23 protein-coding genes are annotated in these 26,193 nt (G+C 42.8%); 8 read left to right on the top strand and 15 right to left on the bottom strand.

All coding sequences use genetic code 11. The features are described from left to right. Nucleotides 1-25: 25 nt before the first annotated feature. The 4 genes from WJR50_RS19135 to WJR50_RS19150 all read right to left on the bottom strand — a co-directional run bounded on the left by WJR50_RS19135 (nt 26) and on the right by WJR50_RS19150 (nt 5,171). Complete coding sequence (locus WJR50_RS19135; RefSeq protein ID WP_341294919.1) at nt 26-1,207, bottom strand: THUMP domain-containing class I SAM-dependent RNA methyltransferase; 1,182 nt, start codon at nt 1,205-1,207, stop codon at nt 26-28. Nucleotides 1,208-1,432: 225 nt separating this feature from the next. Beyond that, a complete protein-coding gene (gene glgX / locus WJR50_RS19140) occupies nt 1,433-3,634 on the bottom strand; it encodes a glycogen debranching protein GlgX (protein ID WP_341294920.1) in 2,202 nt (733 codons plus the stop codon). Nucleotides 3,635-3,752: 118 nt separating this feature from the next. After that, entirely contained in the window at nt 3,753-4,892 is a 1,140-nt protein-coding gene (locus WJR50_RS19145; protein WP_341294921.1) for a BamA/TamA family outer membrane protein, read from the bottom strand. A 126-nt stretch (nt 4,893-5,018) separates the two neighbouring features. Next, nucleotides 5,019-5,171: a hypothetical protein gene (locus tag WJR50_RS19150; RefSeq protein WP_341294922.1), complete on the bottom strand. Its 153-nt coding sequence runs from the start codon at nt 5,169-5,171 to the stop codon at nt 5,019-5,021. 277 nt (nt 5,172-5,448) lie between these two features. Between WJR50_RS19150 and WJR50_RS19155 the strand changes: the two genes are divergently transcribed. After that, nucleotides 5,449-6,657, top strand: a complete 1,209-nt coding sequence (locus WJR50_RS19155; protein WP_341294923.1) for a siroheme synthase domain-containing protein — start codon at nt 5,449-5,451, stop codon at nt 6,655-6,657. A 12-nt stretch (nt 6,658-6,669) separates the two neighbouring features. On the opposite strand, the gene WJR50_RS19160 is transcribed toward WJR50_RS19155, so the two are convergent. From WJR50_RS19160 to WJR50_RS19185, 6 genes are all read right to left on the bottom strand, one after another. Next, complete coding sequence (locus WJR50_RS19160; RefSeq protein WP_341294924.1) at nt 6,670-7,053, bottom strand: DUF7009 family protein; 384 nt, start codon at nt 7,051-7,053, stop codon at nt 6,670-6,672. A 79-nt stretch (nt 7,054-7,132) separates the two neighbouring features. After that, on the bottom strand, nt 7,133-7,288 hold the full coding sequence (locus WJR50_RS19165) for a DUF2256 domain-containing protein (protein WP_341294925.1): 156 nt from the start codon (nt 7,286-7,288) through the stop codon (nt 7,133-7,135). A gap of 13 nt (nt 7,289-7,301) precedes the next feature. Next, a complete protein-coding gene (locus tag WJR50_RS19170; protein ID WP_341294926.1) occupies nt 7,302-8,777 on the bottom strand; it encodes an FAD-binding domain-containing protein in 1,476 nt (491 codons plus the stop codon). A gap of 48 nt (nt 8,778-8,825) precedes the next feature. Continuing rightward, nucleotides 8,826-9,572 carry a type IX secretion/gliding motility protein PorT/SprT gene (porT, locus tag WJR50_RS19175; RefSeq protein WP_341294927.1) on the bottom strand — a complete coding sequence of 249 codons (747 nt, stop codon included), beginning with the start codon at nt 9,570-9,572 and terminating at the stop codon, nt 8,826-8,828. Next, a complete protein-coding gene (gene ubiE, locus WJR50_RS19180; protein WP_341294928.1) occupies nt 9,521-10,243 on the bottom strand; it encodes a bifunctional demethylmenaquinone methyltransferase/2-methoxy-6-polyprenyl-1,4-benzoquinol methylase UbiE in 723 nt (240 codons plus the stop codon). The genes porT and ubiE overlap by 52 nt, the downstream gene beginning before the upstream one ends. A gap of 81 nt (nt 10,244-10,324) precedes the next feature. Next, complete coding sequence (locus tag WJR50_RS19185) at nt 10,325-12,421, bottom strand: OmpA family protein (RefSeq protein ID WP_341294929.1); 2,097 nt, start codon at nt 12,419-12,421, stop codon at nt 10,325-10,327. 552 nt (nt 12,422-12,973) lie between these two features. Between WJR50_RS19185 and WJR50_RS19190 the strand changes: the two genes are divergently transcribed. Then, entirely contained in the window at nt 12,974-13,429 is a 456-nt protein-coding gene (locus WJR50_RS19190) for a DUF2383 domain-containing protein (RefSeq protein WP_341294930.1), read from the top strand. Between the two features lie 167 nt (nt 13,430-13,596). Then, nucleotides 13,597-15,927, top strand: coding sequence for a WG repeat-containing protein (locus WJR50_RS19195; protein ID WP_341294931.1), 2,331 nt, complete (start codon nt 13,597-13,599; stop codon nt 15,925-15,927). 56 nt (nt 15,928-15,983) lie between these two features. Here the strand turns inward: WJR50_RS19195 and WJR50_RS19200 are convergent, their stop codons facing one another. Together WJR50_RS19200 and WJR50_RS19205 are read right to left on the bottom strand one after the other, a co-directional pair. Beyond that, a complete protein-coding gene (locus WJR50_RS19200) occupies nt 15,984-17,174 on the bottom strand; it encodes a PepSY-associated TM helix domain-containing protein (protein ID WP_341294932.1) in 1,191 nt (396 codons plus the stop codon). A 2-nt stretch (nt 17,175-17,176) separates the two neighbouring features. Then, a complete protein-coding gene (locus tag WJR50_RS19205; RefSeq protein ID WP_341294933.1) occupies nt 17,177-19,546 on the bottom strand; it encodes a TonB-dependent siderophore receptor in 2,370 nt (789 codons plus the stop codon). Nucleotides 19,547-19,890: 344 nt separating this feature from the next. Between WJR50_RS19205 and WJR50_RS19210 the strand changes: the two genes are divergently transcribed. Further along, on the top strand, nt 19,891-20,463 hold the full coding sequence (locus WJR50_RS19210) for a DUF4136 domain-containing protein (RefSeq protein ID WP_341294934.1): 573 nt from the start codon (nt 19,891-19,893) through the stop codon (nt 20,461-20,463). 145 nt (nt 20,464-20,608) lie between these two features. Here the strand turns inward: WJR50_RS19210 and WJR50_RS19215 are convergent, their stop codons facing one another. Continuing rightward, nucleotides 20,609-22,387, bottom strand: coding sequence for a GH39 family glycosyl hydrolase (locus WJR50_RS19215; protein WP_341294935.1), 1,779 nt, complete (start codon nt 22,385-22,387; stop codon nt 20,609-20,611). Between the two features lie 145 nt (nt 22,388-22,532). Between WJR50_RS19215 and WJR50_RS19220 the strand changes: the two genes are divergently transcribed. Next, complete coding sequence (locus WJR50_RS19220) at nt 22,533-22,745, top strand: hypothetical protein (protein ID WP_341294936.1); 213 nt, start codon at nt 22,533-22,535, stop codon at nt 22,743-22,745. 57 nt (nt 22,746-22,802) lie between these two features. Here WJR50_RS19220 and WJR50_RS19225 read toward each other — a convergent pair whose 3' ends face one another. Beyond that, nucleotides 22,803-23,012 (bottom strand): hypothetical protein, encoded by a 210-nt coding sequence (locus tag WJR50_RS19225; RefSeq protein ID WP_341294937.1) that lies wholly within the window; start codon nt 23,010-23,012, stop codon nt 22,803-22,805. Between the two features lie 91 nt (nt 23,013-23,103). Further along, entirely contained in the window at nt 23,104-23,553 is a 450-nt protein-coding gene (locus WJR50_RS19230; RefSeq protein WP_341294938.1) for an Hsp20/alpha crystallin family protein, read from the bottom strand. A 476-nt stretch (nt 23,554-24,029) separates the two neighbouring features. On the opposite strand from WJR50_RS19230, the gene WJR50_RS19235 reads away from it, so the two are divergent. From WJR50_RS19235 to WJR50_RS19245, 3 genes are all read left to right on the top strand, one after another. Then, complete coding sequence (locus WJR50_RS19235; RefSeq protein WP_341294939.1) at nt 24,030-24,533, top strand: hypothetical protein; 504 nt, start codon at nt 24,030-24,032, stop codon at nt 24,531-24,533. A gap of 54 nt (nt 24,534-24,587) precedes the next feature. Next, nucleotides 24,588-25,109 carry a DinB family protein gene (locus tag WJR50_RS19240; protein WP_341294940.1) on the top strand — a complete coding sequence of 174 codons (522 nt, stop codon included), beginning with the start codon at nt 24,588-24,590 and terminating at the stop codon, nt 25,107-25,109. Nucleotides 25,110-25,174: 65 nt separating this feature from the next. After that, nucleotides 25,175-26,095, top strand: coding sequence for an endonuclease/exonuclease/phosphatase family protein (locus tag WJR50_RS19245; RefSeq protein ID WP_341294941.1), 921 nt, complete (start codon nt 25,175-25,177; stop codon nt 26,093-26,095). Nucleotides 26,096-26,193: the final 98 nt, after the last annotated feature.

The raw sequence follows: 26,193 nt of genomic DNA on the forward strand, positions 1-26,193 counted from the left end.
TCTATTGCACTACTATAACGTATTCCTAGCCCTTACCAGTATACAATTCATATTCCAAAAGTCGAGATTCTATCTTTCCATTGACAAATTCTAAGCGGCGATTAGTTCTAAGGCCAACTTTTTTAGATAAGTTGAGGTTTCCGGTAAAAATGTAACCCCAGTAGCCGACACATTTTTGCTTAAAGAAGTCGCCCATTTCCTGATATAAGCTGAGAAGCTGCTCTTCTTCGCCTAATCTTTCTCCATATGGTGGGTTGATGACAACTACCGGCTTACCTTCTTCTCTAGCCTGGGGTGAAGGTAGTTCAGTATCTCTGAAGTCGGCTACTTCAAAACGAATCAGGCCTGCTACGCCTGCTCTGGCAGCATTTTGTCGGGCAGCAGCAATGGCTTTGGGGTCCTGGTCGGTAGCAATGATGTTGGCGAGCTGATTAGTAAAGTTAGCAATGGTTTTCTTGAACTCCTGCTCGGCTTCCTTTCTAATCTTTTCCCAATGGCTGGAGTCAAATGTTTTGAGATGCATAAAGGCAAAGTTATCTCTGAGCAGCCCGGGAGCTTTTCGGGCTTTGATCAGTGCAGCTTCTATAGCCAGGGTACCGCTCCCACACATAGGGTTGACAAAAGGCAATTCAGGCTGCCAGGCTGTAGAGGCGATAATAGCTGCCGCCAAAGCCTCCTGCATAGGGGCTTCAACCGTTACTTGTCGATAGCCATGTTTAGCGATACTTTCACCGGAGGTATCCAGAAAGATTCCTGCGTCACGATCTTTCCAGTGCAAAAAGACTACGATCCTATCCTGTCGGGGGCCACTGTCGGGACGACGACCGTATTTATCCTGCAGGTAGTCTACAATTGCATCTTTGACCTTGAGATTGGCGAAGCGCGTATCTCTGATGGTGGGATTCTTGACGAAAGAGCTGACACTGAAATAACTGTTGGCAGGAATATATTCATCCCAGGCAATACTTTTCAACTGATGGTATAGCTGATCGGCATTAGCCGTGCGAAAACGTTTGAGCTCATATAATATGCGATGTGCGCTACGTAGATGCAGGTTGAGGTACATACAATCGTGCAGGCTGCCTTCGGTGGTCACTTCCAGTATGCTGCTTGCCTTAACCGGATAACCTAATGCCTTCACTTCTTCGGCCAGTATTTTACTCACATGAGGCGCACAGGTGATAACGATGGTCTGAGTATCTTTCATGCCGTAAAATTGGCACTATTCAACGGCAAATGAAAGCAGGAGGGGGAAGAGTGTTATAGTTCGTAGTCTTATGATGTTATAGTTTTAAGTAGTTAAGGGTTTGCTTATTTAACAACGGCTGACCTTTCTTTATAGAAAGAAATAACTCTCTTCTGAAATCCAAGTTAACACCATAACACCATAACACCATAACACCATAACACCATAACACCATAACACCCTATATTACGACTTCTTCCGCTTCCTCTTCCGCATATCTTTTTTCTTCAGCAGGAATAGTGAGCGAGAATGCAGCACCAGTTCTTTAGAAACCAGTTTGTCTTCCAACATTCTTTCTGGCTGATAGGTGTCTACCAGTACTTCCCAATGGGCATTTCTGAGTCTTCTGGGAAAAGTAAATGGGACGTCTTCCCAATAACTGTTTACCAAAAGTAAGTATACATCATCGGTAATACGATTTCCCTTTTCGTCATATTCTTCCATTGCTTTGCCGTTGAGCTGCATGCCGAGGCAGCGCACATATGAAGATGACCAGTCTTTATTGGTCATGTCTTTACCATCGGTGCGCAGCCAGCGGATATCTTTCACACCTGAGCCATGCACCTTTCTGCCCAGAAAAAAGCGACGACGACGCATCACGGGTGAGGCTGTGCGTATGGCTACCAGCTCACGGGTAAAATCACAAAAAGCCTTCTGTCTATCATTCCACTCCCAGTCAAACCAACTGATTTCATTGTCCTGGCAGTACACATTGTTATTGCCATGCTGTGTACGTCCGTATTCATCGCCCATGCTGATCATAGGAATACCCTGGCTGAAGATGAGCGTAGCCATAAAGTTACGTTTCTGTCGCTCCCTTAGCTCAATAATTTCCGGATCGTCAGTAGGACCTTCTACCCCACAGTTCCAACTCAGATTATGCGACTCTCCATCACGATTATCTTCCTTATTGGCTTCGTTATGCTTTTCATTATAGCTTACCAGATCGTGTAGCGTAAAGCCATCGTGTGCGGTAATAAAATTAATGCTGGCGGTTGGTTTACGCCCGGTATCCTCATAAAGGTCGCTACTTCCGCTCAGGCGGTTAGCCAGTTCTCCTACCTGGCTTTCGTCCCCTTTCCAGAAACGGCGTACGCTGTCGCGGTACTTACCATTCCACTCCCCCCACTGTACGGGAAAGTTCCCTACCTGATATCCTCCCTCGCCGATGTCCCAGGGTTCAGCGATCAACTTCACCTGTGAAACAATTGGATCCTGGTGAATAGTATCCAGAAAAGTTGAAAGTTTACCCACCTCATGCAGACCTCGGGCCAGGGTAGAGGCCAGATCAAAACGAAAGCCGTCTACCTGCATCTCAGTGACCCAGTAGCGCAGGCTGTCCATGACCAGTTGGAGGGAGCGGGCGTTGAGCATATTCAGACTATTACCCGTTCCGGTATAGTCCATATAGTACCGTTTGTTATCTTCTACCAACCGGTAGTAGGCCGAGTTATCAATGCCCTTGAAGCTAAGGGTAGGACCAAAGTGATTACCTTCTGCCGTATGGTTGTAGACCACATCCAGGATAACTTCTATCCCGGCTTTATGGTAAGCCTTTACCATTTCCTTAAACTCTGTAATCTGCTCTCCCATTCTTCCTGAAGAACAATACTCAGAGTAAGGTGCAAAAAAACCGATACTATTGTAGCCCCAGTAGTTGCTCAAACCTTTATCCACCAGCACACTGTCATTTACAAAATGATGGACAGGTAGCAGTTCAATAGCAGTGATGCCCAGCTTCTTAAAATATTCAATAACTTCGGGTTGAGCCATACCTCTGTAAGTACCTCTCAACTTAGGATCAATGTCTGGATGCTGGGCAGTAAACCCCTTCACATGTACTTCATAAATAATGGTTTTGTGCAGGGGAATATCAGGCTTTTCTATTCCTTCCCAATCAAAAACATGATCAATGACAATTGATTTGTTCATCCCTGCGGTACTATCTTCAGTATCTCGAATTAAGTCTCTATCTTCCTCCTCAGAAGAAACAGGGTAACCGAAGATGGCACTGCTCCACTTGATCGGGCCATTGATGGCTTTGGCATAGGGGTCAATCAGCAGCTTATGAGGGTTGAATCGCATTCCCAACTCCGGGGCATATGGTCCATCTACTCTAAACCCATAAAGCTGTCCTGGCTTTGCGTTGGGGATATAAATGTGCCATACATGGTCTGTTTGTTCCCTGAGCTGTATACAGGCATGTTCCTCTTCTTCTTCAGGAGCATTAAACAGGCAGAGGTAAACCGCAGTGGCATTTTCACTAAAAATGGCAAAATTAACTCCCTTACCATCATAAGTAGCTCCTAAAGGATAAGGTTTGCCAGGCCATGTTTCGTAATCTTGATGCTTAAGGTAGGGAAACTCAATTTCAGTAGTTTGGTGCATAAAATTAAAAAATGATAATGTTCTTCAGTTTAACAGTAAAATTAAAGAAAAGTTAAACTATAAAAATGCCAATAGTTTATCCTATCAAAAACTGAACATACGAACTGAGCAAATTGAGTTAAAACGCCTCTCCAATAAAGAAATAGTAGCCTACACCTTCCTCAGTAAAAGCTACATCAAGGCGAGTATAAATGTCTTTGGTAGGGAATAGCAGGAAGCGCACTCCCGCTCCACCGGCTACAACCCAGTCGCCCAGATTAATTTCTCTTGGCTCCGGTGCTACTCCCCCGGCACTCAGGAAGGCAGCAGCACCCCAGCGACGACTAAAGGGGAAGGGCAGAAAGCGGTATTCCACCTGGGTAGCCAGCAGGGTTTTATCCCGGTAGCGTCCGGTATAGTAACCTCGCATGAGGCTTTCTCCTCCCATCAGCGCCAGCTGGTTGAAAGGTACTTCGCCATTCATGCTTACGCCATAGAGTTGGTAGGCCAGCACCTGACTGCGGTTGACCGGATAATAATAGCGGGCATCCAGAAAGTATTGCGTAAATGAAAAGTCACTACCCCAGGCACCGGCATAATGCAAAAAGCCTGTTTCCCCAAAGAATCCTTCTCTTACATTCAGCACATTGTGCCGGTCGTCGTAAACCAGACCTATACCGATCCCCATGTTGGTAGAACCTGCGTTGCCAGTTGGTAATGGAAAAGGCTCTTCTTGAACAGGAATAAAGTCTACATTGCCCAGCCGTTGAAAGTCCAGCTCTACACCCATATATAGACTACCCGTGATTTTGCGCAGTACCCTTTCCCTGACTACCAGGCTATTGGCATCTACCTGTGCCAGTTCCTCTTCAGGGGTATCGGGTCCTATTCCATAATACAGCAGCGGAAAGCGCTGGTAACGTAGCCTGCCCAGGAAGAACCACTCACTCCGGTCTGAATATAAAGCATGATCCACCCATAGGCCATACTGTCGCTCCAAGGTAAAAAAAGTAAAGGCATTGATTTCACTCAGGCGGTTGGCAGTATCCTGTTGCGCGTAGTACACATAGATAGCGCTAGCTCCAATCTCCCAGCGGGTTTCGGGTGCGTAAGCTATGGTAGGATAAGCAATAAACTTAGGCTGCTCAGTAGCAACAGTGTCGTTCAGTACGTTATTGACTTGTTTTTTTGTCCACTCAAGTACCTGGGCCTGTACTGCTAATGTGTTAACTAATCCGTAGCTCATGAGCAGGACAAGTCTTCTAAAGGCTTGCGTCATAAAATTGGCTATCTGTAAATGATATACCAGGATTGTAACGTATGAAACATCTCTACAGATGTGTATTCTAGGAAAATTGCAAAATGTAAACACTGTAAGGGGAGGAGAAGAAAGAGGGGGCAGGAGTTAGAGTTTGCTCCAAGAAACTTTTGTGTAGGCGTCTTTTTGCTGATTGTAGATAGAGCCACAGGTTTCCAAACTAATCTTCTCCAGCTTTTGTCGCAGTAATTTTGACCAGGCAAGGCCGTTCTGTCTGATCAATCCTTTATCCTGTCCCATTTGTCCACCGCGGTGTACTGGTGCTTAAGATTTGACTGTACCTTTTAAGGTTAACAGTTTGGTTACGGAGATAAAATTCATGAGACATTTTTAACAATAGCTAATCGTCAAAAACGAATATCCTATTGGGAAAGTATTCAGACATATCTACATTGGTATATTAATTTACCACTTAGTAAATTGGAGAATTGCTTTAAGCGATATAAGCTCAGTATCTTTTGTCCGAGGGTAATGATGCAATTCTTTAGAGTTTTAAGTTAACGACAAATAAATTTTTATGAATGATATAGATCGTCAAGGAAATGTACTCTTTCCTGTGTTTTTTAAACTGCACGAACTGGAAGTACTGGTTGTGGGCGGAGGATATGTGGGGCTGGAGAAACTACAGGCACTGGTGAAAAACAGTCCAGACACACATATTACCTTAGTAGGCAAGGAGATTTTGCAAGAAGATATTTATAAGCTGGCTAAGAAATACCCTCATATCAAGATCATTGAAAGAAAGTTTAAAAGAAAAGACCTGAGAGATAAAGACCTGGTGTTTCTGGCTACCAACGACCGGAAACTGCACGAGAAAATCAAGAAGATAACCCGTCGCAAACACATCATGACCAATGTGGCGGATACACCCGATCTCTGCGATTTTTACCTGAGTTCAGTAGTGAAAAAAGGCGATCTGAAGATAGCAGTTTCCAGCAATGGTAAGTCGCCTACCCTGACCAAACGGATTCGGGAGTACTTGGAAGAAGCGATTCCTGATGATGTGCAGTCACTCTTAGACAATCTCAAAGAAGTGAGAGACCAACTCAAAGGGGATTTTGAGTACAAGGTGCAGAAACTCAATGAGGTTACTTCTGACTGGCTAAGAAAAGAAAAGAAATCCAAGGGTAAGGTTAAGGATAAAGAGCGCTTTGAAAAAACCATCACCGCTTTTGATCAGGCCAATGCCGAAGATCCGCATCAGGAAAAGGTAGGTGGCCAGAAAGTGCCCAAAGAGCTGGTTTACGGGCAAAGGATGAGCAATACTTTGGCGGTATTTTTTCCTGATGCCTCAGAAGAGTTGCAGTTGGCTGCCCGCTGTCAGCATATCAGACGTTGGGAAATCCCTCGCGACAGTTATCCCATGGACAGAAAAGGTTATCTGAAATGGCGCACCCAGCTCAAAATATTCCATGCTGAGAAAGCGGGTGAAATTATGGCAGCCCATGGCTATGATCAGAAAACGATTGACAGAGTGGCTTTTCTACTAAAGAAACAAAAGCTCAAAAGTGATCCTGAGACACAAATCTTGGAAGATGTGATTTGTCTGGTTTTCCTACAGTATTACTTTGGTGATTTTGCCAGGCAACATCCTGAAGACAAAGTTGTAGATATTGTAGCCAAAACCTGGAAAAAAATGTCGGACGAAGGGCATGAAGCCGCTAAAAAATTAGCTCTTTCTGAAGAAGAAGGGAAAATGATAGAGAAAGCACTGGCTAAAGCTTGATAGTAGTTTGTATCAGGCTTTGCTTTCAGCAGCGGGGTTGGGAAAATTATCCTGCTCATCCTCACGTGGTCGCTGGTGGAGGCACTGAAAATCCTTTTCTATCAGCACATATAAAGATTCATCTCCCTGCAGAGGAATTTCTCTTTCAATGCTTACCTGCTCAGTAGTGGCCCAACGCTTAGCTTGAGCTTGAGGGAGCTTAATGCAAATGGTATGTTCAGCATAATGTACCGACACAGCTTTTGAAGTGGAATCAGATGCCAGCAAATAATGAAACGAGGGGGATGCATCACCAAAAGAAACTGTTTCTTTTACTGCTTCACCCTTGGCAATGTCCTCTACTTCAGATTGTGTGAGGCGTAATCGTATGCTATTCCCTTTGATTCTGAGTTTCATAATTTTGGTAGGTAAAACTGTGCTTCAAAATTTAAATCTACAGAATAGCACAATGGAAGTAAAAGCTTAAAGTATAAAATTATGCTTCCTTAGGCCGATTCTTATTTCTCCGGCAGCGTTCACTGCAATAAACGATTTTATCCCAGTTCTTTTCCCACTTTTTACGCCAGGTGAAAGGCTTTCTACAGACCGGGCAGATTTTAGTGGGAAAATCGCTTTTTTTTCTTTGCTTCATCTCTATAAATCAGTCAAACACGCCGATCTTGGGTAGTATGTTTTGCTAAAATCCGTTCACTTTCTCTTCTGACTTCTTCTTTATCCTGCATTTGCCATAACTGATCTCTTGCGAACCTTCCACTCTCTTTCAAATTCACAATAGGCAAAGGGTAATTTTCACCTAGTGTAAAGTTATACATCTGCTGTTCAATGGGTGTCATTTCCCAGGGCTGATGGACAAAAGCGAGTGGAAGGTGAGCAATTTCAGGTACCCATTTCTTGATAAATTCAGCTTCTGCATCATGCGTAAGTGATTGCTTTACCGGATTGTACACACGGATGGTGTGTATGCCCGTAGTACCCGCCTGCATATGAAATTGTGCGTAATGGATACCTGGCTCAAAATCCAGAAACTGTTGGGCTAAGTGTGTGGCCCCAGCTTTCCAGGGTAGCCAGAGGTGGTGTGTTAGAAAAGAAACCAACATCGCCCGCATCCTGAAGTTGAGATAGCCGGTATTGTTGACACATCGCATTGCCGCATCTACCATTGGATAGCCGGTCATGCCACTTTTCCAGGCCTGGAAATAATCATCGTTCCATTGGGTGCGCGTACCATCAAAACCCCGGTTAAAGTTGTCAAACTCAATATCGCATTCCATCTCAAACTTCTGGATAAAATGCCCCTGCCAGCGGAGTCGTGAGATAAAATTATTAACCTGTTTTTTATGTGAAACCCAGTTCCTGAAGGCTTCTGCTGTTTGGTATGCCTGCCTGACTGATATGTTGCCCCAGGCGATATAGGGAGAAAGTCGGCTGCAACTCTTCCTGCTCAAATGCGGTTTGGAAATATGTTTACTGTAGTTTATGCTCCTCTCCTTAAGAAAAGAACGTAGATATTTGAATGCAAACTCACTTCCTCCCGGCTGGAAATTTGTATCAGGGGAGGTGATCGCGGGAGGCAAATCTTTACCGGATTGGCTATGATAGAATTCCAGAGATAAGTTGAAAGATATAAGCTTGCTGAGAGCTACTTCATGTATAGGACTTTGCATAAACGCGTGCCAGTGTTCACTCCAACCCTCTCTGTTTTTCAGGCCACGTACTACAGCATTATTTTCATATTCGTGCCATTGAATTCCCGAACTTTTGCAGAATTTAGCTACTGTTTTATCTCTGTTAAAAGTTACCTGTAAGCCGCTTTCCTGGTAAGAATAAATATTTGCAATAGGGTGAGCTGCATGCAGGGCCTTGAGCACCTCCGATACTTCGCGATGAAAAACATATAAGGCTATCTGATGCTCATCCAGTTTGGCTTGCATCTCACGCACAGATTCCAAAACAAAACGCCAGTGTCGGTGGCTACTTTCAGCAGCATTAATTAGAGAAGGTTCAAGGAAGACAAGGAGAAGCGTAGGTCGCTGACTTTTGATGGCATTGTATAAAGGTGTATGGTCAGTAAGCCTAAGGTCTCGTTTAAACCATACGATATTAATTCCCTGATTTTCCACACAGGAAAAACAGAGGAAGAAAATGAAATGTTCAGGGTAAGATGCTATTTACTCAAAAAGCAGATACAGGGTCACTGTATTGGTAGTAAGCTGCTGAATAGGGGCGCCATAGACATTTTCTGTATCGTTCTTCATATTCAACAGACCCCGGGAAAAACGAACCTCAGGGGCAAATTTGAATAGTGGAAAATACACATCCAGCCCGAAGCCCACTTGTACTGATAAATTTGTACCGCTGACCAGTAGTTTGTCTTCATCACTCTGATCTTTCTTTTTTCCGGTAGCTTCAATGCCGGGTTCTACACCACCGATCAGGTACATACGGGTATTGCCCCGTCGCATGGATTTATACTTGAATAAGAGTGGAAATTCTACGAAAGTAGTTTCCACAATTTGCTCATCCACCACACTTTGACCACCACGGATGTAATTGTAATCTACCTTGTTTTCATAAAAAACTACTTCCGGAGTAATCCTAAGATCCAGGAACTCTGCCAGGCGAACGTTGGCGATCAGCCCTAATGAAAAACCGAAAGCATTGGAAGGCATGATAGAATGCAGAGAGTCAAAAGCTGGAGAAGTAAAGTTATCATTATACTGTACTCTGTAGCTGGAAGTATGCATTCCGATGGAAAAACCATAGTGAAGCCAGCGATTATCATAGTTAGGGAGATTCTCCGACTTGGTAAGCTGAGCCTGAGCGTCAGAAACGAGCAGAGTAGTAAGCAAAAGGCAGCAAACTGCTACTTTTTGCCAGTGTATATGGAGCTGATGCCAAATGTGAGTGTCTTGCATGTTGTTTTCTGGTAACCTACCTTCTTAAGTACTTCTAAGAATGCTTCTCCATCAGGAAAAGATTGTACAGATTCAGGCAGATAGGTGTATGCTGACTGATCTTTTGAGATCATCCGGCCAATCACCGGCAGTATTGCTTTAAAATAAAAATTATACAATTGCTTAAGCGGAAACTTTGTAGGCTTGGAAAATTCCAGTACTACTACTTTGCCTCCGGGCTTAAGTACTCTGAACATATCAGACAAGCCCTGTTCCAGGTTTTCAAAGTTCCGTACACCAAAAGCAACGATGATGGCATCAAATATATTATCATCAAAAGGTATTCTTTCTGAGTCACCCAGCTTTAGCTCAATCTTATGATCAAGCTTCATCTTCTTGAGCTTTTTGCGACCTACCTCCAGCATGCCTTCTGAAATATCTACGCCAATGACTTTTTCAGGATTCAGAGAGAGGGATTCTATGGCGAAGTCGGCGGTGCCGGTGGCCATATCCAGAATGAGTTGGGGGCGATCTGCCTTAAGCTGTTTGATGGCTTTTTTGCGCCAGATAATATCAATACCCAGGCTGAGGAGGTGATTCAACAAATCGTAGCGCTTACTGATGTTGTTGAACATCGTGGCTACCTGCTCTTTTTTACTGCTTTTTTGATCTTTATAGGGGACTACTGCCATGGCGGACAAAGGTAAAGGTTTTCCGAGTATCCAACACAGCAAAAAACAAATTTGTTACTGATTAGCAGAAGAGATCTTATTTTATTCTTTGCTGCTGATCTGGGTATTGCTGAGAATACGCATCTCTACCCGGCGGTTAAGTTCTCGGCCTTCTACTTCGTCATCATTGGAGGCAAGAGGGTCTTCTTCACCATAGCCCTGAGCAATCAATCTGCCTGCATCTATGCCTTCGTTGATCAAAAAGTCTACGATAGCCTGGGCACGCTGCTGAGAAAGTTCTTTGTTATAAGTTTTAGGCCCCACTGCATCCGTGTGACCGGCTATTTCAATGCTGGTGCCCTGGTTACTCATCATAAATTGCTTCAGACGGTTCAGTTCATCAAATGACTCTTCTTTTAGGCGGGCACTATTGAAATCAAAGTAGATAAAGTTCAGAATCATTTTGTAGTTGGAAGAAATCCTATCCAGTGCTACTTTCTTTCTAAACTCCTGAGCTTCTTGGGTAGCTGCAGGAATGCCTACTTTAAGGCTTTTGTACACGTATCCCCCTTTCTCAACAGCCAGAACATAGTTTGTTTCCTCTTCACTTAAGATATCAAAACGGTAGATTCCTTCTGCTACACTTTGGCCGGGGATGGATTTGCCGCTTTGCATCTCCTTAATACTTACACTGGCTGAGATAGTTTCCTGCGTAGCAGCATCTTCTACTTTGAGTAGCAACTGTACAGGCTGAAGGGTAGAGGCAGAGGTGCTATTGGTGTTTTTATTTTGTACCTTATTTAGGTTTCTGTTAAGCTGGTTTTGTTCGTTTTCAGCAAGTTGTTTGTTTTTTTGCTTTTCCAACTGCTCCTGATCTGAGTCCAAATCGGGCACTTCTACCATGTAGATATCCAGGTAACCAGCCCCATCATTTCGTACAGTAGCATAATAACCCCGCATGCCATCCTTAGTACTTACGAAGTATATGTCGTCATCTGGTGTATTGATAGGGTAACCTAAGTTGACAGGCTCTCCCCAGGTATCTGTCTCTGGGTCATGTTCAGACTTGAATATATCGTATCCGCCCATTCCTTTGCGGCCTCTACTACTGAAGTAAAGCGTAGTATTATCATAATCAATGAAAACACCATCTTCATCAAAAGGAGTATTGATCTTGTCTCCCAGATTAGTCACCTTACCCCATTCTCCTCTTCGGTCTTTTTCACATTTATAGAGGTCTATTCCACCATAACCTCCCGGTCTGTTGCTGGAAAAATAAAGCGTTTGTCCGTCAGGAGATATAGATACTGAGTTTTCAGAATAGCTGGAGTTAATATTATCACTTAGAGGAACCGGTTGTGACCAGGTGTCATCACTTTTCCTATCTGATACAAAGAGGTCGCCATTATTTTCATCTCGGTAGATGTAAAGTTGCTGTCCATCAGCGGATAAAGAAGAATTGGACTCAAAATAAAGTGTGTTAACAGTTTCACCTATGTTTTCGGCAGGCATCCATTTCCCATCTACTTTACGGGAGATGAAGATATCTTCATAGGCAAAGTTGTCATCATATACGTTTTCGTTCAGGTTACCCTCTTTACGACGAGAGGTAAAGATCATGATCGTCTCATCCTCATTAATTACAGGTGCATAATCCAGACTATTGGAATTGATTTCGCTACCGATATTGGTGATTGTGAAATTACGGGCATTGGCTACAAACTCCATCCCGTTTTCACATTCATAGATACGTCTTTTCACCTGGCTTTGAGGAATTTTATCTTCACCCCGGTATTCGGTATCCTTATCTAGCTTTGCCAGATAATAGCTATAGTATTCAAAAGCTTTCTCAAATTCTAATCCGTACTGATATGCTCTACCGATTGAGTATAAGAGGTCAAAGCGATAATCAGGGTCAAGCTCAAGCACACGGAGGAAATAGGGCGTAGCCTCACCTTTATTGATCGTTTCAGTAATGGTTTTGGCAGCCATATAATTGGCTTTAATATTATCAGGGTCAGCCTGAGCAGCAAGGATATAGAATTCCTTGGCTACTTCGGGAGCCTTTTGTTCATAGTAAATTTCATCCCCAATTTCTACTTGTTGGCGGGCAAGTTCTTTATTATCCTGCCCCCAGGTATCCAAAGAAATGCATATCAGCAGAAAAATAAATAGTATATATGGCGTTTCTCTTACCATAAAGTTTTCAAAACTATGCTTATTAAATACGTTGATTGATAAACGTCTGAAATTCTGTTAAATAAGTGTCGGCAATTTAGGATTGATTCCATTACCATGAAATGTCAATGTTTTACAACGTAATATTAATGGAGAGAAAAAGGATTTAAGGAGTACATCACGGCAAAAAGAATAATATTTATATAAATTTTACTTTTTTTAGTATGACTATTCTTGTATAACTGCTGCAAATTCATCTAAAGACAAGAAATAAATTAAGCTTCAGAAGGGTAGATATTCGTAATGAAATCAATTAACATCACCTGAATTACTCAGTTTGGAAGGATATTTATCAAAAAAACACCCATGCAAATATTATTTTTCAACTTTGTACTGCCCCTGAGAAGCGCTTGCCAAGAGATTTACCCTCCTTATACTACTGCTAAAATGCCTCAAAGAGTAGTACAAATTTTATGCGTTAAACCATGTAAAAATGTGTTTATATATATTTTATCTCACAAAATGATTTTTTACTTGTTATGAAATGGTAATGTTTTTTAATCTATTAATCGTATGAATACACAACAGGATAATATCAAACTTTTGGAAAAAATATACGGGAGAACACTTAAAGCAAGTGAAACATACCGTAATGCTTCAAAAAATGTTCACAACAGACCACTCACTTCTTTTTTTGAAACAGCGGCAGTTTCTCACGAAAAATTTGCCGATGAGCTGAAAAATGAACTCACCCAAATGGGCAGTAAGGTAGACAAGAAGAGCTCTGTAAATGTAAGTACAGACAATTTCTGGTCTGACTTTGCCTCTATTATTGTGCGAAGAAATGAATCAGCGATGCTGAAAAACTGCTTGAAAGCAGAAGAGAAAGCTATTGTCTTATATGATGAAGCAGTAGATAGAAATGACATAGATAATACTATCAAGGAGAAAATCAGGGCTCAACGTGATTATGCCAAAAACTTATCTTCTGAGGTTGATGCGCTTGAAAAACAGTATGCAAGTGACTGATTATGCGTAGTTTTTACTAAAAACTTCTCTCAGCTTACATGCAGTCAGAATTTTTAGGCTAAAACTCTTTCTTCGGATAGCTTTTTTTTAAAAATTGGAGAAAAATTTGTATCATTCACTATTCAGCAGATTACAATTTACATCAATAAGCTTTACGGAGATAATTTATGATGAAGAGAATAGCTCTCGCTCTTTTTACCTTGTCGATTACTTTTAATACTTACGCTTCTTATGCGCCTGATAATGATGAAGTACGCTTCACAATTGTAGAAAAGAACGAGCTGAAAGGACTGTTTGACGAAGAGGGGAAAACGATTATTCCTATTGAATATGAAGATCTAGGTTGGGTGGGTAGCCTTCCTAAAGTATACAATAAAGTAATTGGTTATCGTGAAAAAGGGAAGTGGGGGCTCATAGATGTGAAAAACAAAAAAGTGACAGAGGCTATGTACTATAGTCTGTCGCCTTTCTATGATAAGTTAATAATTGCCTCAAAAGGTACAGAGATAAGTCGTAAGCGTGTTTATGGGCTTATCAATGCCAAAGGAGAACAGGAACTTAGCTTCCGTTACTACTCTCTTCAGGCCAACCATGAGCAACTTATCGCTGCGGTCATGAGTAATCACATACCTCTCTATGGTGTAATTGATGAAGACGGACAGGCAGTTATTGGTTTCAAATACAGTAAAATCGTAGGCCTCTCCAATACCACTTATGCTGTATACAATCAGCAAGATAAGTTGGCAATATACACTTCTGAAGGTAACCCACTTACCACTTTTCGTTACGATAGTATTACTCCGTTTGATCAGCATCATTTAGCTAAGGTTTATGAAAACGGAAAGCAGGGTGTTATCAGGGAGGATGGACATATTATTCTGCCTATAAAGTATCAGAAGGTTAGAATCAGTGATGAGGGAGAAGTCTCTGCACTACCTTTTAGCAAGTGGCATGCTTATACCGGAGACAACAAAAAGCTTCGCACCTATACTTTTGAAGATATGAGCCCTGCCGGTGTTAATCTCTACCAGATCAAAATCGGTGATGTGTATTCTTTTGTAAACCAGGAAGGAGAACTCATACTTTCAGAAAACTGGAAGATTGATACCTTATTGCATGGTTTTGCCATTCTGAAGAAAGGAAAGAGGTATGGTGCGATGAAAAGTATAAAGTCAGAAAATAATGAAATTATTCTGGATACGATCTATGATACCTTGTATGTAGAAGAAAATTATCTGCTTGCCGCTCAGCAGGTAAGCCAGGATACTTACAGTTGGTCCATGTTTGATACAAATGGCGAGCAACTGACAAGTTATGCTTATCAGGATATAGAGCCTCAAAGTGAAGCGCTATTTCCGGTGAAAAGAAAGAATTATTGGGGCTATATGAATAGCAGGGGGGAAGAAGTGATTCCCTGCCAGTATCTTTCGGCTTCGCCTTTTCGTCAGGGCAGAGCCAGTGTTGACTTTATTGATGGACAGGGGATTATTGATACATACGGTCAGTGGACCATTAAGCCCTTCAAATACCAAGGCGCCAGCCTGAATCTGGAAAGAATTCATGATGACCTTTTCATTTTTAGTACCAAAGCGCATCGCTACGAATCAGCAAAATATGGCCTGGTGGATAATGAAGGAAATGAAATTTACATTAGCAACTACGCCCTGATTAACAATGGACATACAGTATGGGAAAGAAATGAGCAAGGTAAATATGGCTTAGTTACCTATGAAGGTGAACGCCTGCTGGATACCAAATATGATACGATCTCTGCGCTACAGGAAGGCACAATTTATACCTTTCAAAAGGATGGACACTACGGAATTATGAACAGGGATGGAGAAGTACTGGTAGATCTGGACAACAACTTTCAGGAGCTCTATACAATGAGCAATTACTACCTGGGTGTAAAGATTGATGACAAATTTGGCTTTGTAGATACATTGGGACGGCTACGTATTGCTAACCGTTATGACTCAATCAGTCGTTTTCAGAGTAATATGGCAGCCATTAAGTTGCTGGGGCGCTGGGGGTATATTGATCTTCACGAAAACCTGGTAGTGCAGCCTCATTTTGAAGAGGCTCAACCCTACAGCGGTGGTTTGGCAATTGTTAAAAAAGGTGGAAAGTATGGTATGGTTAATAAAAAAGGAGAGACTATTGTCCTTAACCAATTTGATAAAATTCGGCCTTCTATCAAAGATCGTTTTATTGTGGAGCAAGTAGACGAAGGGGAGAAAGAAGCCCAAATGGGGTTAGTAAGCGAAACTGGCCATACTCTTATCTACCCTAAATACGACTCCCTGGAGGACCTGGGAAATGGGTATGTCATCATCAGCAGAAATGGTCGCTATGGGCTATTAACTTTACAAGGGAAAAGCACTATTCCGCTCAAATATGATCATATTAAATACGATCCTTACAATGAACTTTATTTGGTGCTGGAAGAGCAAAGCTGGCAATCAATAGATTTACCCCCTACTACAGCGGGGAAATAAAAGAATAAAAAAGGCGGCCACCATGCCGCTTTTGTATTTTTTGCAGTACCAATAATTTATCTGCTGCTTACAAGCTCTTTTTCTTTCTTCCTTTTTATTGTTGGTGAACCGCTTCGTGAATATTTCTTAGCTTTTTTTCGGCGACCCCACCAGATCATTACACCGGTTACGGGCATGCTGGCGATAATTATGCTGGCGATGAAAGCAATAATTTTACCAGGTAAGCCAAGAATTGCACCTCTATGAATGTCATAATTCATGCGCAGTACGGTATCTGCCAGATCAGCATCCTCATACTTGCCTTCGTAGGGTCCTGTAGTATCCAATGGCTCCAGTGTATACTGATCATAATGCTTATAGTCTACCTGATGATAAGAGTCAGCATCATGATTAATGTAGGTGTAATAAGCGCCTTCTTTACCTTGTGGCAGGCCAATGTATAGAATACCATTAGCAGGTTTTTGTTGGGCCAACTTAGTCCATAGTTGATCTACTCCTGCCATTTCTTCATTCGTAAGCGAGGCAGTGGTGTCTGAAGGAGGCATCGTATACACTCCGTCTCCATCGCCTCCCATAGCAACATGTACTGTGTTGGCAAACCACTGCATACCCATCACCATACCGGTAAATGCCAGTACCAGCCCTACAGAAAATATATAAAAACCCATCACATTATGCAGATCATAATTGACTCTGCGCCATTTTGCATCCCACTTAATGGTAAAGCGCTGCTTACGTACTTTTTTGTTTTTAGGCCACCACAGTATCAATCCACTGATGAGCATGAAGGCAAAGATCAGCGTACTGTAGGCTACTACCGGCTGGCCAATGTTGGGGGGTAACCAGAGGTAGTAGTGGCCGTGGATCATGATATGGAAAAAATCAGTTTCCTCATTGGTAATTTCCACTACATCACCAGTATAGGGATTGACATGAACGGTATAAAAATGTTCCGGCTCAAATCCCCAGAACCATACGCTGGTGGTCTTACCTTGCTCATTATAAACAAAGCCCTTAGGTTCGTCTGAAGTTTCTAAAGCTGCTTTGGCAATGCTAGTGAGCTGGGTGGGAGGTAGTATAGTTTTTCCATCGGATGGAATATCAATATTCCTGAATGAACGAGTAACACTTTTGATCTCGTCTTCAAAGGCAATCAGACAGCCAGTGATAGCTACGATAAACACCACCAGCCCGGACGCAATTCCGAGCCAGAGGTGTATCTTCCCAACGATTTTCTTAAAAGTCATATTTAAAATTTATAACCTAATGATAAACGGAAATTTCTGGGCGCTTCGGTCTGCCAGTAGTAATAAGTACTGTAGGCAGAGCCGGAGTAAAGGTACTCGTCAAGTAGGTTGTTAACATTTAGAGCAACATTAAATTTGTCGTTTTGCCAAGAAACAGAGCCATCCATACGAAAATAGTCTGGCAGAGCTTCCTGTCCGGTGCTGCCTGCCCAGGACCAGGTAGTACGATCTACCTGCCATTGATAACCCAGAGAAATCCCGAAGCCTTCTAGCACATTGCTAAAACGGTAAGCCATCCATCCATTGGTGAGATGTTTGGCAAAACCTGGGACAGGATTGCCAATGTTAGACTCATCAGTATCCTCAGTAATCTCAGAATTGGTATAGGCATAGTTCCAGATCATGGTAAGGCCAGGCAAAATCTCACCTTTTACATCCAGTTCTACTCCTGAAGTTTGCGTCTGACCTAGTTGAGTGGAGAAATTGATATTTTCAGGATCTGCCACTAGTACATTATTTTTAGTAATCTGGTAAACTGCCAAAGTAGAGTTCCAGCGACCATCAAACCAGTCTTTCTTTAAGCCTGCTTCAAGGTTATTTCCAGTGATAGGATCAAAAGCATTACCGTTCACATCTGCACCCGCCTGAGGGACAAAAGCCTGATCATAGAGTGCATATGCAGAGGTTTGAGGGTTTATAGATACGCTCAGACCTGCTCGGGGAGTAAACTTAGTCTCATCCGTTCCGGTACCATACTGGCTATCTTGGGTAGACGTAATTCTTCCTGCTAATGTCAGGCGTATTTTATCCTCCCAGAAGTGTAGCTCATCCTGCACATAAACTCCGGAATAAGACTGGCTCAGAATATTGGCTCCGGCACGTTGGCGCAGGCTGCGGGTACGATCAAACTGAGGTAAAGAATCCAAAGGCACGGAATATACGGGGTCGTAAATATTGAAAGGTACTGTTCCGTTCAGGTTCACAGTCTGGTTCCAGTCAGCAATATATCGCTTAGAGCCTAAGTCCAGCCCGGCCAGGATGCGGTGCTTGACGCCACCAGTTTGCACATCACCATTGACAAAAAATTGTCCAAACTTACCTATGTTTAAGGCATCCCAGATGCTAACAGTACGCTGCATATTTCCTGCTTCATCCACTCCGGCTATCCAGAAAGAGCTGCCACTTGCCTGATAGTTGAAATAAGCTACCTGACCAGTCAACTGCCAGTTTTCAGAAAGTTGATGCTCCAGAATGAAGTATGAGCTATGGTCGTGAATGGTAGATGGGTCCATGTTTGGCTCGGCAATGGTAAAGTCCAGCGGTAAGTCCGCGTAACCATTGGCTGAGAATACATAGGCAGAGCCAATAGGCCCAGTCTGAGCGTACTGATAGGTATATTCTGCTGTGATGGAAGTCCGTTCATCAATCTGGTATTTGAGTACCGGAGCTACTGTGTAGCGATTGTTGTATTCATAAGGGCGATGCGAACCTTTAGCCTGTCCCATCAGGTTGAGGCGATAAAGTAGTTTTCCATCTTCGCTAAGCTTACCATCCAGGTCGGTAGTAGCGCGATAAGTATCAAAACTACCTACAGTAATAGTAGCTTCTCCTTTGGTGATGCCGGTAGGCTTTTTGGTCACTACATTATAAAAACCACTAGGCTCCCCATTGGCCATCATAAAGCCGGCAGGTCCTTTTACAAACTCAATACGTTCTACCATAGACATGTCTTCTGTCAACGGTCCCCAAGCAGACTGAATATTCATACCATTTCTGAAAGGGGCAATGCGTGAACCTCTCATGTTAAGGCGAGCGTAATTGTCCCAGTGCTCTAGCCGGGTGACTCCGCTGACATTGCGTGAGACACCTTCCAGCATGTCAAAAATCTGCTGATCTTCTATGATCTCCCGGTTGACCACCTGAATGTTCTGAGGGACTTCTATCAGGGGTGTTCTGATGCGTAAGGTAGGAGAAGGAATATCTACCTTATAAGAGTCTGTTTGTCCGCTGACCTGCACTTCGTTCAGTTCCAAAGCAGATTCACTCAGTTGCAACTCAAGCGTAGTAGTTTCTCCTGGCTTCACATTGACATTCAGTTTCTTTGCTGTGTATCCCACAGAGGTGGCTACCAGGGTATAGTTACCAGCCGGTACGTTGGTGATGGTAAACGCTCCCTTTTCATCAGTAGAGGTCCCCAGACTGGTTCCCTGCAATGCTACATTGGTATTAGCCAGCGGATCTCCTCCGGGAGACTGTATGCTCCCTTTGATGGCTCCGACAGATTGTGCATAAGCAACATCACAAGAAAGGGAAATCATGCCGATTCCCAGACATAGAATAAATAATAGGTGATGAGTAAAAGTACGTATCATTATTTTATTTAGACTTATTTTAAATTAATGCAAAGCTATAAGCTGCATATCTTATCATCAATCCCTTGTCTTAGCCTATTTTTTTACTAATGCTGATAGGCTTAATAGCTATAATTAGTAATTGATACTACTACATGTAGTAGTGTAATCAGGTGCATCGGATAAATTAAAATTAATGGGTAAGCGAAGGAGAGTGTAACAAGCTGGTCTGATTCTCATATATATTTATGATAATCAGTTAGTTGTGTTTTATAAAACCTGATAATAACCAACTTTCCCCATGCAAATGCTGTTGTGTTGATGTGTATACAAACACATTTTTTGAACTCAAAAAACTGAAAACAATGAAAAGAATATCATATAAATTAATAATGACAGTAGGAGCAGCTTTAATATTTGTGGGTTGTAGTCCTAATTTGATGGTAAATACTGACTATGACAGAGATGCTGAATTTAGCCAGTATGAGACATTTTATTGGTCTGATGAATTTCAGCATGATGAAAAGGAAGGTGAAAATAATCCTCTCTTCTACAATACGCTAAACAAGAAGCGCCTGAAGACAGCTATTGAGCGTGAACTGGAAGGCAAAGGTTATACACTTTCCGAAAACAATCCTGACCTGCTGGTAAATGCCAGAGTCCTGGTGGAAGAGAGAAGTTCTCAGAATTACGCTTATGGCCCTTATTCTTACTGGGGATGGGGATATAATAATTATCGTTCAGCCGACAGTGAGAAAGAAGGTGATGTGGTGATTGAACTGATTGACCAAAACGAGCAGCAACTGGTTTGGCAAGGATATGCTTCTGGTGTATTAGATACCGATACTGAGAACCGACAGGAGGAGATCAATGAAGCAGTGGTAATGATACTTTCCAAATATCAGCATCGTGCAGGTGAGACTAGTGTGGGTCGTTAATTTTATGTAGTTGCTGATAACGAATAAGTAAAACTTATTTAAGAGCCTGTAAACTATGGAATAGTTTCAGGCTCTTTTGTTATTTGCAGTAGTCCAAAAGAAAACAAGCGTACGCTTTGTTATAGAGTAAAGCATGTGTCCAATCTCACCAACTCATCTTTAACAAAGATACACCCTGGCGGGGAAGTTGCATCTGAATGGTAGCACTTCCTTCTTCAATATTGACCCATTTCGGAGAGGTAAGCAGTTGTAGTTGTCCTGCTTTTTCAAGCTCGGCGACCTGCTCGGCAGTAGGGTTCTGAGGAGAACCCATGGCTTTCCATACTTCATAAGAATTACTATGCTCTTTATCCACGCGGTAATGATGCAACAGTACCTGAGAAGTTGGAATGCCCTCCATCTTTACGGTTACATTGGCGACTGGTGCCTCTACATTGTCATCGTGATAATGCCAGATCATTACTGTAGCCTCATCCTCGTGGATGGCGGCCAGGGCATTGATATCCGCCTGTTCTCCTCTAACACTTTCGTCCCGTACTGCTCTGAAGTCATAGGCTAGGTCATTTTCTGTACTGGCCGTGAGTGTATTGCTGGAACTGGTTTCGGTACTGCCATTTACTTCTACTCGCTGTCCTCGCATCATCCCAAACATACGGAATACATTTAATACCGGCTTATCTACCCCATTGGTAGCCATATCCCGGAAGCCAGCGAACCAGGGCTGGTTTTCAAACTCAAAGCCCCAGGTGACGGCCCCCAGCAGGTTCACCCCATGATAATCAGCCAGGGCATATTTACGGGCAAATGAAGCCGCAGTATAACTGGAATACATGGTGCCATTGCGATAGGCATTGTGGGGATAATCCGCTTCCGAGCAGGCAGCACAGCCTTCGGGATCCGACTCTCCAATGATAATGGGCAAATCCTTAAACTCAGGGTAGGAGGCTACGATCTCAAAACCTTTGTCTATATCTCTGAGCTGTTGCCCCATATTCATCTGTACCATGCCGTCCACTACTTTGGGACTGCCTTTGGCATGGAAAGTAATGAAATCCAGTGGAGCACCCGTCTCACCGGTCACATGGTTTTTTCCATGAAGCACATGGTCCAGGAAGGTGCTAAGAAAATCAGCAGCCTCATCCCAACCCGGGCCGGTGGTTTCCGGCCCACCCATTCTGGCAGTAGGTAAAGCTCTTTTTACCGCATCTGCGGTATAGTCATACAATTTGATGTATTCTTCAGTAGTGCCGCGCCAGTAACCAATGTTAGGCTCATTCCACAGTTCCCAGTACCAGCTTTCCACTTCGTCTTTTCCGTAGCGTTCAACACTGTGCCTTACCCATTGGTACACCAGCTCGGCCCATTTCTCATAATCTTTGGGTGGATAGGCCCAGCCGGTATATATGTCGTCGTATTCCGCACCCGGTTGCCAGAAATGGCGATAGGGTTCGGGTTGAGTAGATAATGCTTTGGGCATAAATCCTATCTGTGCCATAGGCTTCATACCTCTCTCAATATAAGCATCAAAAATGCTGTCAATGATAGTCCAGTCGTATATCGGATTGCCGTTTTCATCTTCGGTATATGCATTGGTAGAACCCCATTTGAGTGCCGCTCGTGGACCTTCGTCCGTAACCAGCAGGCTATGGACCCGCATGTAGACCGGTACCGGACTTAAATCAGCAAGCTCGGTCAGTAGTTTCTGTCCATCTTTCATGTAAGTATAGTTAGGCTCATCATGTCCCCACCAGGCCCAGATGGGTTTCATAGGCCCTATGTTCTGGGCAAAATTGACATGGATGGATACTTCTTCTCCTCTATTATCCACCTTCTGAGCTTCTGCGGAGTGAACAGAGATGAATAGGAGGAATAAGCTGTTAATCAGCAGAGCTGTAAAAAATTGCTTAGCAGCGAATCGTAGCATAGGTTGTTGGGTTGTAGCATAATACTTTGTCTCGTATTAAGGTAAGTATAAATTGTTTTAAGTACTGTTTGCACCGTCTTTATTTATCTTTTTAAGCTATTGCGCATAATGTTTGTATCCTGCAAGTGGATCAACTAAACCCATTATGAAAAGAATCACTTTATATTTTTCCGCATTACTTATTGGCTTTTCTGCGCTTAGCATGGGCTGTAGAAGCTCTACCATTATCACAACGGGGCCTGCCCCCTCAGGTCAGCATATCCCACCGGGACAGATGAAAAAGATGACAGGTGCTAAATCTGCCAGGCAGTATGCGCCCGGACAGCAAAAACAAAAGAAAGTAAAGAAAAAGCATTAGCACTTATGCATAAGCAATAAAAAAGGCAAGCCCTATTCTATAAGACTTGCCTTTTTTTTAAGCGCTGACCCTTGTACCCTGATATGTAGAATTGTTGAAGGTGTTATTGATTTGTAGCCCCTTGGCTTTCATCCATTGATCAAGCTGCCGGGCTTCGTGGGTATGCAGTATATTAAGGGCTTTGCGATATTCTTTGGCAAGCAGTTGACGGTCAAAACTTACCTTTTCCAGAATCATTTTGTAGTAGTCAAGAAAAGAGGTTTTCATGATTGATTGCATTTTCTTTCCACACAAATGAATAAAAATAAGGTAGTGCATCCTGTTGCAGGACACACCACCTGAATGTTTACAAAAAGGATTATGAGATATTGATGGTTCGGGCTGGTTTACGTTTTGCCTCTTCCCTTTTAGGGATGACCAGCTTGAGGATACCATCTTCGTACTTTGCTTTAATCTTATCAGCTTCTACCGTTTCTGGTAAGCGGAAGGAACGTTGGAATGACTGATAACTAAATTCTTTTCTTGAATACTTGCCTTTTTCCTCATGCTCATCTTCATGGCTCACTTCTGAAGAAATGGTAAGCATATCATTATCCAGCTCTATTTTGAAGTCATTCTTTTTCATACCGGGGGCTGCCATTTCTACCCTAAAGTCATTGTCGTTTTCCTGCACATTCACCTTAGGGATGGTAGTGTTGGTATTGGAAAAAGAAGGCCAGTCAAATAAATCACGGGTAAAAAAGTCGTCAAAGAATCGTGATACAGAGGGAACATACCTCTCAGGTACATAATCTCCGTTTCTCTTCATAAGTGTCATGGTTTTATTCATTTTAAAAGTGAAACATTAAACAAATAAGCTTTCGCTAATCAGCCGCTACAGCCTGTTATTAGATGCCGTGAGCGTTAAAACATTTGTGATTAAGTTAGAATAAAACTTAGATCATGATCTACCATATTTTAAACAAATCAGATGCCAATTCAAAATATGACAATGTATAGCCTTGTTATGTAGTATAAAATGTCAAATTGGCAGAAACTGTGACAGTATTTTACCTTACTTAAGAAGAGAAAGCGTATGCTGACTGCAATTTTTACAGGGTTTCTCTGATATATGACAGGCATAGTTTTAATAAGTAGGAGTAAAGGGGTAGTATATCAAACAGCTTTTTGAGCATGTAAATTTCAATTTGCAGAAATGTAATTAGGAAGTTGCTGAATGAAATAGCTAAATTGGTTGGCAAAGATTCGTTTCTTTTAAGTCTACATTTTATATGATCGGGTCAAATGCAAGAGTATAAATTATACCTAGAGATTGGCGCCCTCTTAGTGACGTTATTTGGAGTACCATCTGCTATATATGTCTATTGGCAGCAAAAATCCAAGGAAAGGAAAGAACGCGAATATGGTACTTATAATGCCTTGGATGATAAGTACATTGATTTTCTCAATCTGTGTCTAGAAAACCACGACCTGGATATTTATCATATAGCTAAAAAAGGTAAAAGTGAGTATTCCCCCGAACAAAATGCACGTGAGCTCATAATATTTGAAATACTTATTTCCCTATTTGAAAGGGCTTTTCTGATGTATCGCGATCAGGATTCAAAAATCAAGAAGCTACAGTGGGAAGGATGGAATAGGTACATGGAAGATTGGATGCAGAGAGATAACTTCAGGAGAGCATGGGAAAGGTTAGGTACGCAATGGGAGCTTAACTTTGAGAATCATATGAAGGAGGTATATAGAAAAGTACAAGCCAAACATATGCAAAGCGATAGTAAGACTTAATTTTAATGGATAAGCGCATACTACAACAAACAGCAAAACTAAAAATCCAATCCCATGAATACCGTAGAACTCCTGGCTAGACAAACTGAAGGCGCTTATGACTGGACCAATCAGCTGCTCACTGGCATTCCCCATGACAGGTGGGACATCATGCCTGACATTATGGAGTCCACCATAAGCTGGCAGGCAGGGCACCTGATCATGAGTTTTTATTTTCACTCGGTCATGACCATTGTGGGACATCAGCCGGATATTATGGAGGAAGTGCCTCTCCGTGAGTATGCAACCCTCTACACCAATGCCGCACCTTCTGGTGCCCGGGGAAAAGTATCACCCCAACAGCTTCATGAGCATTTAATGCTGATGGAAAGTAAATCACTGGAGGTTATTCGTGCACTATCTCCGGAAGACCTTGAGCAACCGCTAGAACCCACCCGTACACCACACCCCATTGCCAAAACCAAGTTTGAAGCCCTGGACTGGAACATCAAACATACCATGTGGCACTGCGGACAATTAGGCATGTTGAAACGAGTAGTACACGAACGTTATGATTTTGGCCTACAAAAAGTCTGATAACTGTTCGCAGCCTGGGCTATTGTCTTAGCTTTGCAAACGTGATCTGACAGTGTACTTTACTTATGAAGAAGAATATCTTATGTGCCCTAACCCTTGTCGGGGTGTTGGCTTTTGGACTGGGCTTTCTGGGCAGGCATAGCTGGCTGCTTGACCTTTTTACACATTTCAGGGTATACTTCCTGCTGTACTTCTTCCTGCTGCTGATCATCTCCTTTATCCGTAAGCAGAAAGTAGCTTTCCTGATCAATGCGCTGCCGTCTCTGTTCATCATTACTTCCCTCTATAAGTTTTACTTCCCGGCACCGGACGAGAGCGGAGAGCAGGGGCTGAAAGTTTGCTCCATCAACCTGCTATCATCTAACCATCAGTATGAGGAGGTGATCCGCTATATAGAGGAGGAAAATTTTGATATCGTACTCTTCCTGGAGTTTAACAAACGATGGGCTGAAGCACTTAGTGGGTTGGACAATACTTACCCTTACACCCAAAAGCTGATCAGGGAAGATAACTTTGGCATTGGCCTAATGAGCAAGCTTCCCTTAGGGGATAGCCGGGAGTTGGTTCTAAGCAAAGCAAATATGCCTACGCTGGTGAGTTCTGTACGTTATGAGGACAGGGTACTACAGATCATCGGTACACATCCTGTGCCTCCGGTAGGTGCCTTTCAGTTTGAAGCCAGAAATGAGCAGTTCCAAAAGCTCAACCAACTGCTAAAAGACTCGGAAGCAGAAATACTGCTGATGGGCGACCTCAACTGTAGTAGCTTCTCTCCCAACTTTGAGCGGATCACCGAAGGGACATCGCTGCGAGATACCCGTTTGGGCTTCGGCTTGCTGCCCAGCTGGCATGCCCGCTGGTTCATCCTCTCGGTAAGCATTGACCATGCGCTGGTAAGTGATAGTGTAGAAGTGCTCCAACGGGCTAAAGGGCCCTACATAGGCTCCGATCACTTTCCGCTAGCGCTGGTGCTGGACTGGAAGTAATGTACCAACTGCCAATAAGGAGTGCCAGGCAGGAGACTTGTAAAATGCGCTGCACAGGCTTATCTTGTACAGCAATCCAAAAGCCGCCTTCTACCCAT

Origin of the sequence: Catalinimonas locisalis (genome assembly GCF_038039535.1) — a bacterium.
Classification (GTDB): domain Bacteria; phylum Bacteroidota; class Bacteroidia; order Cytophagales; family Cyclobacteriaceae; genus Catalinimonas.

Bases quoted from the DNA above. Each gene is read 5' to 3' on its own strand.
- WJR50_RS19135 (WP_341294919.1), bottom strand. From the start codon at position 1,207: ATGAAAGATACTCAGACCATCGTTATCACCTGTGCGCCTCATGTGAGT.
- WJR50_RS19220 (WP_341294936.1), top strand. From the start codon at position 22,533: ATGAAAAGAATCACTTTATATTTTTCCGCATTACTTATTGGCTTTTCT.
- WJR50_RS19195 (WP_341294931.1), top strand. From the start codon at position 13,597: ATGATGAAGAGAATAGCTCTCGCTCTTTTTACCTTGTCGATTACTTTT.
- ubiE (WP_341294928.1), bottom strand. From the start codon at position 10,243: ATGGCAGTAGTCCCCTATAAAGATCAAAAAAGCAGTAAAAAAGAGCAG.
- WJR50_RS19190 (WP_341294930.1), top strand. From the start codon at position 12,974: ATGAATACACAACAGGATAATATCAAACTTTTGGAAAAAATATACGGG.
- WJR50_RS19160 (WP_341294924.1), bottom strand. From the start codon at position 7,053: ATGAAACTCAGAATCAAAGGGAATAGCATACGATTACGCCTCACACAA.
- WJR50_RS19235 (WP_341294939.1), top strand. From the start codon at position 24,030: ATGCAAGAGTATAAATTATACCTAGAGATTGGCGCCCTCTTAGTGACG.
- WJR50_RS19155 (WP_341294923.1), top strand. From the start codon at position 5,449: ATGAATGATATAGATCGTCAAGGAAATGTACTCTTTCCTGTGTTTTTT.
- porT (WP_341294927.1), bottom strand. From the start codon at position 9,572: ATGCAAGACACTCACATTTGGCATCAGCTCCATATACACTGGCAAAAA.
- WJR50_RS19200 (WP_341294932.1), bottom strand. From the start codon at position 17,174: ATGACTTTTAAGAAAATCGTTGGGAAGATACACCTCTGGCTCGGAATT.
- WJR50_RS19210 (WP_341294934.1), top strand. From the start codon at position 19,891: ATGAAAAGAATATCATATAAATTAATAATGACAGTAGGAGCAGCTTTA.
- WJR50_RS19145 (WP_341294921.1), bottom strand. From the start codon at position 4,892: ATGACGCAAGCCTTTAGAAGACTTGTCCTGCTCATGAGCTACGGATTA.
- WJR50_RS19215 (WP_341294935.1), bottom strand. From the start codon at position 22,387: ATGCTACGATTCGCTGCTAAGCAATTTTTTACAGCTCTGCTGATTAAC.
- WJR50_RS19165 (WP_341294925.1), bottom strand. From the start codon at position 7,288: ATGAAGCAAAGAAAAAAAAGCGATTTTCCCACTAAAATCTGCCCGGTC.
- WJR50_RS19185 (WP_341294929.1), bottom strand. From the start codon at position 12,421: ATGGTAAGAGAAACGCCATATATACTATTTATTTTTCTGCTGATATGC.
- WJR50_RS19240 (WP_341294940.1), top strand. From the start codon at position 24,588: ATGAATACCGTAGAACTCCTGGCTAGACAAACTGAAGGCGCTTATGAC.
- WJR50_RS19225 (WP_341294937.1), bottom strand. From the start codon at position 23,012: ATGAAAACCTCTTTTCTTGACTACTACAAAATGATTCTGGAAAAGGTA.
- WJR50_RS19150 (WP_341294922.1), bottom strand. From the start codon at position 5,171: ATGGGACAGGATAAAGGATTGATCAGACAGAACGGCCTTGCCTGGTCA.
- WJR50_RS19245 (WP_341294941.1), top strand. From the start codon at position 25,175: ATGAAGAAGAATATCTTATGTGCCCTAACCCTTGTCGGGGTGTTGGCT.
- WJR50_RS19230 (WP_341294938.1), bottom strand. From the start codon at position 23,553: ATGAAGAGAAACGGAGATTATGTACCTGAGAGGTATGTTCCCTCTGTA.
- WJR50_RS19205 (WP_341294933.1), bottom strand. From the start codon at position 19,546: ATGATACGTACTTTTACTCATCACCTATTATTTATTCTATGTCTGGGA.
- glgX (WP_341294920.1), bottom strand. From the start codon at position 3,634: ATGCACCAAACTACTGAAATTGAGTTTCCCTACCTTAAGCATCAAGAT.